This window comes from Porphyromonas gingivicanis JCM 15907 (assembly GCF_000614585.1).
GTDB classification, from domain to species: Bacteria; Bacteroidota; Bacteroidia; order Bacteroidales; family Porphyromonadaceae; genus Porphyromonas; species Porphyromonas gingivicanis.
Genome location: NZ_BAKX01000013.1, coordinates 21119 through 29626, shown reverse-complemented (window position 1 = coordinate 29626; position 8508 = coordinate 21119). Strand labels below are relative to the sequence as shown.

General features: G+C 42.4%; 1 protein-coding gene and 1 pseudogene. Both read right to left on the bottom strand.

The window, feature by feature from the left end:
- Positions 1 to 183: 183 nt before the first annotated feature.
- Positions 184 to 4629 (bottom strand): DNA-directed RNA polymerase subunit beta', encoded by a 4446-nt coding sequence (rpoC, locus tag JCM15907_RS09350; RefSeq protein WP_025843589.1) that lies wholly within the window; start codon positions 4627 to 4629, stop codon positions 184 to 186.
- A 23-nt stretch (positions 4630 to 4652) separates the two neighbouring features.
- Positions 4653 to 8464: pseudogene (gene rpoB / locus JCM15907_RS11770) on the bottom strand (DNA-directed RNA polymerase subunit beta).
- Positions 8465 to 8508 lie beyond the last annotated feature (44 nt).

Sequence of the window (8508 nt, the reverse complement as noted above, 5' to 3'; positions counted from 1 at the left end):
CCAGGGGCATGCCCCTGGGGTAAAAAAGCAACAACTAAGCTTACACACTTTTTGAGGACACTATCGAATCTGCACCTCTTACTTTCTATTGTTAGGCAATATTCATATCGAGCATACAAAAAAATGAGGATGAAACTTTCGAGTTCCATCCCCATTCATATTCTTAAAGAAGTTCTTGTTGCTTTATTCGTTAGCAGAAGTTTCTTCTCCAGTCACAGTCTGTGCCATATACTCGGCATCGTGACCTGTTTGCTCCTTTTCTTTTTGACTCTGTTCATAAACCTCCTTAGGCATAACTACCATGTGATTGAACTTACGCATACCCGTACCCGCTGGAATAAGGTGTCCGCATATCACGTTCTCTTTCAAACCTAAAAGATAGTCTACCTTACCATTGATAGCTGCATCGTTAAGAACCTTGGTGGTTTCTTGGAACGAAGCTGCAGACATAAAACTCTTTGTCTGCAAAGCAGCTCTCGTGATACCTTGAAGTACTTGGCAACTCGTTGCAGGAACAGTGTCTCGCACTTCCATTGGGGTCAAACCACGACGAACAAGAGAACTATTCTCATCACGTACCTGAGGAGCTGTCAAAATAGCTCCAGGACGATAAGTCGTAGAATCTCCAGCATCCAAGATAACCTGTTTACCCCATAAGCGGTCGTTCTCTTCGGCAACATCTTGCTTGTCTACCATCTGACGCTCAAGGAAGAGAGAGTCTCCTGGATCCAAGATTTCTACCTTTCTCATCATCTGACGAACGATTACCTCGAAGTGCTTATCGTTAATGGTCACATTCTGCTTACGATATACACCTTGAATTTCATTTACGATGTACTCTTGAAGAGCCGTAGGTCCCTTAATCGCAAGGATATCGGCTGGAGTAATAGCACCATCACAGAGAGGAGTTCCTGCACGTACCATATCTTCGTCCTGTACGAGTAAGTGCTTCGTTACAGGTACTAAGTATTTACGCTCTTCGCCTAACTTACTGGTAACAATAATTTCTCTATTATTACGCTTTAGCTTACCAATCGTAACAGTACCATCAATCTCGGATAGAATAGCAGGGTTAGATGGATTACGTGCCTCGAAGAGCTCTTGTACTCGAGGAAGCCCACCCGTGATATCACCTGCACTGGCTAATACACGAGGTATCTTATAGAGATGGTCTCCTTGGCGCACCATTATATCCTTCTTCTTAGGGTCGTGCATCAAGTGACAGTTGGTAGGCAATGAGTAAGAGCGCAATGTATTGCCATCCTCATCCTTAATAGTCAACGTAGGTACCAAACGGTGATCCTTAGACTCGGTAACCATTATATCTTGATAACCCGACATCGCATCGACTGTTGTCTTGTAAGAGATATTCTCTTCCAAACCTTCGAATACAAGGCGTCCTGTCTTCTCGGCAATAAATACTGTATTGAAAGAATCCCATTCAGCCAACTTATCACCCTCTTTCACCTTATTGCCCTTCTTGTAATAGATGATAGAACCATAAGGCAACGAGTACTTTTTGAGGATTTGCCCCGTTTCTTCGTTGAGAATATAGATTTCGGATTCACGGCTGGTTACTACAGAGTGCCCCTTTTCTTCCAATTCTACAGTACGGAGGTCAAAACTATAATCGATTACTCCAGTACCCTCTTTAACAACAATCTCACGGTTGGTATTCTCACTACTTGCAACCCCCCCAGCGTGGAAAGTACGAAGCGTCAACTGAGTACCAGGCTCTCCAATAGATTGAGCTGCAATAACCCCAACAACCTCTCCTTGCTGTACCAGACGGTTGGTAGCCAAGTTACGTCCATAACACTTAGCACAAACACCTGTTTTAGAATCACAAGTTAGTACAGAACGAATCTCAACAGTCTTGATGTGAGCCGCTTCGATTTCCTCAGCATGAGCTTCACGGATTTCATCTCCTGCGGCTACGATAAGGCGTCGGTTAGGATCGCGCAAATCCGTAGTTGTATAGATATCTCTCAAAGAAGTGCGTCCTATGATACGGCTTGAAAGAGAGGCTACGACAACGTCGTTTTCGTCAACAACTTCAGAAACTTCAATTCCTCTCAAAGTACCACAGTCTACCTCATTGATAATAACATCGTGAGAAACGTCTACCAAACGACGCGTCAAGTATCCAGCATCAGCGGTTTTCAAAGCTGTATCGGCAAGCCCCTTACGAGCACCGTGGGTTGAAATAAAGTACTCCAACACCGAAAGACCTTCAAGGAAGTTTGAAGTAATTGGGTTTTCAATTACTGCTCCTCCTTCAGAGCCACTCTTCTGAGGTTTAGCCATCAAACCACGCAACGCCGCCAACTGACGAATCTGCTCCTTAGAACCACGAGCTCCAGAGTCAAGCATCATGTAGATACTATTAAAACCATCCTTATCGGACTTAAAGCGCTCCATTACCAAGCTGGAGAGGTAGTCTGTTGTCTTAGACCAAAGCTCCACAATCTTGTGGTAACGGGTTTGATTATCCAACGCACCACTAAGGTTTTCAAATACAATTTCGTCTGCCTTGGCAGTTGTTTCCTTGATAATGTTCTCTTTTTCTTCTGGAACAAGTACATCTTGGAGGTTGAAAGACAGCCCTCCAAGGAATGCCATGCGATATCCCAAGTTCTTGATATCATCAAGGAATTGTGCCGTACGAGCCACCCCACAAATCTTCAAGACCTTCTTGATGATTTTCTTGAGAGAACCCTTACCTAATAGTTCATTAACGAAACCTACTTCAAGAGGCACTAAGTCGTTGAACATCAAACGACCTACAGAAGTTTCAACAAGCCCACGTTGAGGCTCGCCATTCTCTACTGTAGCATTAGGCACATAAACTTTAATCGGTTTATGTATATCTATACGCCCATTATCATAGGCGATATAAGCTTCTTCAGAACTGTAATAAACAGTTTCTATGCGTTTCTTTTGTGCAACCTCTTGAGCGATTGCAAGCTCCTTTTCATTAAGACTACGGAACTTAGAGATATAATACAATCCAAGCACCATGTCCTGAGAAGGCACTGTAATAGGCTCACCGCTCGCAGGGTTAAGAATATTATGCGAAGCCAACATTAACAACTGAGCTTCCGCAATAGCCTCATTACCCAAAGGAAGGTGTACAGCCATCTGGTCACCGTCAAAGTCGGCATTAAAAGCAGCACAAGATAGAGGAGGGAGCTGGATAGCCTTTCCTTCTATCAACTTAGGCTGGAAAGCCTGAATTCCCAAACGGTGAAGTGTAGGAGCACGATTCAACAGTACAGGGTGTCCCTTGATAACATTCTCAAGAATTTCCCAAACCATCGCATCCTGGCGACGGTCTACCATCTTCTTGGCACTCTTTTCAGTCTTTACAACTCCTCGCTCTATAAGTTTGCGCATAACAAACGGCTTATAGAGCTCTGCTGCCATATCTTTAGGGAGTCCACACTCATTCATCTTAAGCTCTGGACCAACAACAATCACCGAACGTGCTGAATAGTCAACACGCTTTCCCAAAAGATTTTGGCGGAAACGCCCTTGCTTACCCTTCAAACTATCTGAAAGAGATTTAAGAGCCCTTCCACTATCGCTCTTCAAAGCACTTGCCTTACGAGAGTTATCAAACAAAGCATCCACAGATTCCTGCAACATACGTTTTTCGTTACGCTTGATAACCTCTGGGGCATCTGCCTCAATCATTCGAGCCAAACGATTGTTTCTTGTAATAACACGTATGTAAAGGTCATTCAAGTCCGATGTTGCAAAGCGACCTCCATCCAAAGGCATAAGAGGGCGCAAATCTGGAGGAATTACGGGAACTACCTTTAAAACCATCCATTCTGGGCGGTTTACATCTTTCGATGCTCGGAAAGCCTCAACTACAGGCAATCTCTTGAGAGCATCGGCACGACGTTGCTGAGAAGTCTCTGTCTGGGCCTTATGACGAAGTTCATCTGCCAAAGCATCAAGATCCAAGTTGGCCAACATATCATAGATGGCTTCTGCTCCTGATTTTGCAATAAACTTATTGGGGTCTGAATTATCCAGGGTATCATTGCCTGGATATTTATCATAAAGACGAGAAACAAAGTTCTCATACACATCATTAGAAATCAAATCTCCCTTGGAAACATAGAGAGGTCTATTAGACTCATCTTTTGTTGCCGGGTCTATTCCTTCTGGACATTGAAAAACTCCAGATTGCAAAACAACATAAGAATCATAATAGATAATTGAGTCCAAGCTCTTTGATGAAAGACCTAAAAGATAAGCAATCTTATTAGGTGTAGAGCGAGAGTACCAAACATGTACGACAGGTACCTGCAGAGCAATGTGTCCCATGCGCTCGCGACGCACCATCTTTTGAGTAACCTCTACACCACAACGATCACAGGTTATACCTCTATATTTATTGCCCTTGTACTTACCACAGTGGCATTCATAATCTTTTACTGGTCCAAAGATACGTTCGCAATAAAGACCATCACGCTCTGGTTTGAGAGTACGATAACTTACCGTCTCGTGCTTGGTAACTTCTCCGTGAGAATTTTCTATAATCTCTTCTGGAGAGGCAAGAGAAATCTTTATCTTAGAGAAATTACTATTTATCTTATTATCCTTTTTAAAAGCCATATTGAGCAGACTTGAACTTTTTGTTAATCTAACTTGAGACTGAGACCTAAGCCTTTCAGCTCATGGATAAGTACGTTTAGAGATTCTGGCACTCCAGGAGTAGGCATAGGAAGTCCCTTAACAATAGCTTCGTATGCCTTAGAGCGTCCAACGGTATCATCACTCTTGATAGTCAAAATCTCTTGGAGAATATGGGCAGCACCAAAAGCCTCTAATGCCCAAACCTCCATCTCTCCGAAACGTTGACCTCCGAAGTGCGCCTTACCGCCTAAGGGCTGCTGCGTAACCAAGGAGTAGGGTCCTATAGAACGAGCATGCATCTTGTCATCAACCATATGCCCTAACTTCAAGAAGTAAGTAACCCCTACAGTAGCTTCTTGGTCGAAACGCTCTCCTGTACCTCCGTCGTACAATACAGTTTTACCACTTTTTGGCAAACCTGCCGCAGCCAATTCTTTTTCGATGTCTTCTAATTTGACACCATCAAAAATCGGAGAAGCATAACGTTTGTTCAGCTTACGCCCTGCACGAGCAAGAATAGCCTCAAACAACTGCCCCAAGTTCATACGAGAAGGTACTCCTAATGGGTTAAGACAAATATCTACAGGTGTACCATCTTCCAAGAAAGGCATATCTTCTTGACGAACAATCTTAGAAACAATACCCTTATTTCCATGACGCCCAGCCATTTTGTCGCCCACTTGTATCTTGCGCTTTTTCGCAATATACACCTTCGCCATTTGCACGATACCACTTGGTAGTTCATCTCCAATAGTTTCATCCTGCTTACGGCGTCTCAACTCAGCTTCAATTTCTTTATACTTGCGAATGTAGTTTCTCAACAAACGAGCAATCAAAACATTAGTATGCTCATCCTCAGTCCAATTAGAAGGAACAACCTCTGTCAAATTAAGATTCTCAATCGTTTGCTTAGAAAACTCCGTCCCTGGTTTGATATATATCTCTCCTGTATAGTTGCATACCTGATTGGCCTTATGACCCTTAGTTAAGTGTAGTAATTTCTCATCACAAACAGTTCTCAACTTGGCTTGCTGTAAACCAAACTCGGCATCCAAACGCTCGGTAATTTCCTTAACATCCTTACGAGACTTTGCTACCATACTCTTCGAGAAGAGCTTAGTGTCAATAACAACTCCTTTCAAAGAAGGATGAGCTCTCAAAGAAGCATCCTTAACATCTCCAGCCTTATCTCCAAAAATAGCACGCAACAAGCGCTCTTCTGGAGTAGGATCAGTCTCTCCCTTAGGAGTAATCTTTCCTACTAATATATCATCAGGTACAATATGAGCTCCAATACGAACAATACCATTAGGACCTAAATCCTTTGTTGCATCTTCGCTCACATTAGGGATGTCATTTGTCAATTCTTCAAGCCCTCGCTTTGTTTCGCGTACTTCAAGAATATACTCATCTACATGAACAGAAGTAAAGAAGTCTTCACGTACTATGCGTTCGTTAAGCACGATAGCATCTTCATAGTTGTATCCCTTCCAAGCATATAGGCCACAAGGATATTTCTACCGAGAGCCAATTCTCCACCTTGAGTTGCATAACCTTCGGTCAAAACTTGCCCTTCTTCAACTCGATCACCTACACGACAAATAGGCTTTAAGTCTATCGTTGTACTCTGATTAGTCTTTCTATATTTAGGTAATGTGTAAGTAACGATAGGCTCTTCAAAAGATACGAATTGCTCCTCTTCACTCTTGTCATAGCGAACCTTAATACAAAGAGCATCAACATAAACGACCTCACCCCTACCTTCTGCCATAATCTGGGTGCGAGAATCTTTTACCAATTTGCGTTCAATACCGGTTCCAACAATAGGAGCTTCTGGCTGAATTAAAGGCACTGCCTGACGCATCATGTTAGAACCCATTAACGCACGGTTGGCATCGTCATGCTCCAAGAAAGGAATCAAAGATGCTGCTATAGAGGCAATTTGAGAGGGAGATACGTCCATAAGATTTACCTTATCAGGAGCAATAACAGGGAAATCTGCTGCAAATCGAGCCTTTACACGATCTCTAATAAAGTAACCATCATCTGTTATGGGGGCATTACCCTGAGCTACGTTCATCTCCTCTTCATCGTCAGCAGTATAGTATTTCAAGGCATCTTCAGAAAAATCTACACGACCATTCTCTACACGACGATAAGGAGTCTCGATAAAGCCCATATCATTAATCTTTGCGTAAACACAAAGAGAAGAAATCAATCCAATGTTTGGTCCTTCTGGAGTCTCAATAGGACAGAGACGTCCATAGTGCGTATAATGAACGTCGCGCACGGCAAAACCTGCACGCTCACGAGTCAATCCCCCAGGACCAAGAGCTGACAAACGTCTTTTATGAGTTATTTCGGCAAGAGGATTAGTTTGATCCATAAATTGAGACAACTGATTAGTCCCAAAGAAAGAACTTACAACAGACGAAATGGTTTTTGCATTTACCAAATCAATCGGAGTAAAAACTTCATTGTCTCGAACATTCATTCTTTCTCGAACAGTCCGAGCCATACGAGCCAAACCAACACCAAACTGAGCATATAATTGCTCTCCTACGGTACGCACACGACGGTTAGAAAGGTGGTCAATATCATCGACAACAGCATTTGAACCCACCAAATCTATTAAATAGCGTACAATAGCGATAATGTCTTCCTTGGTTAATACTTTGACAGATAGGTCAATATCCAAACCAAGTTTATTATTAATACGATAACGACCAACATCTCCAAGGTCGTAACGTCTATCTGAGAAAAAGAGGTTATTAAAGGCCTCTTTTGCAGATTCTTCATCGGGAGCTTCCGTAGTTCTCTGCAACTGATAGATATACTTCCATGCCTCGATATCTGAACTACAACTATCTCTACGAAGTGTATTAGAAATCATTACACTTGCCGCAGAAGCATCTCCCTCTTGATGCAACATCAAAGTCTTCTCTCCTTTCTCTAAGATAATAGGGATAGTTTCTTCGTTGAGTTCTGTATCACGCTCTAAAAGGACATTGTAGCGAAGTGTCGAAGCAACTTCTCCCGCAGAAGCATCTATACTGACATCTTCGTAAAAATTGTCCATCACTCGCTGAGCCAAGCGACGACCTTTATATTGATGAATGGTATTAGCATCTACCTCTATCTCTTCTGCCAAAGAAAGAGCCTTCAAAATATCATAATCCGAAACGCATCCTACTGCTCTCAATAGGGTTGTAATAGGTAATTTCTTCTTACGATCAATGTAGGCATACAACACATCACTCGCATCTGTAGCAAACTCTATCCAAGCCCCCTTGAAAGGAATAATACGAGCGGAATAACTTCTCACTCCTGTTGCTAAAGTCGTGGAACTAAAAAATACTCCAGGAGATCTGTGAAGTTGAGAAACAACAACGCGCTCTGCCCCATTAATAACAAAAGTTCCACTGGCCGTCATATAAGGGATGGCTCCCAAATAAACTTCCTGTACGAGATCCTCAAAATCTGTATGTTCAGGATCATTACAAGAAAGCTTCAACTTGGCTTTCAATGGAACACTGTAGGTCAGCCCTCTACTAATACACTCTTCTACAGAATACTTAGGAGGATCTACGTAATAATCAATGAACTCCAGAGTAAAACTATTTCGAGTATCTTTTATCGGAAAATTCTCAGAAAAAACTTTATACAAGCCTTCTTGTTTACGGCTTTCAGCAGGAGTATCGAGCTGAAAAAAGTCTTGAAACGATTTTAGTTGTACTTCCAGAAAATCGGGATAAGGAAGCGAGCTCTTTATCTTAGAGAAGCTCTCTCTATTAATTAAGATAGAGTTGTCCATCTATTAGGCAGTTAGTTAAATACAACGAGAGGAAAAAAGACACG

Bases quoted from the DNA above. Each gene is read 5' to 3' on its own strand.
- rpoC (WP_025843589.1), bottom strand. From the start codon at position 4,629: ATGGCTTTTAAAAAGGATAATAAGATAAATAGTAATTTCTCTAAGATA.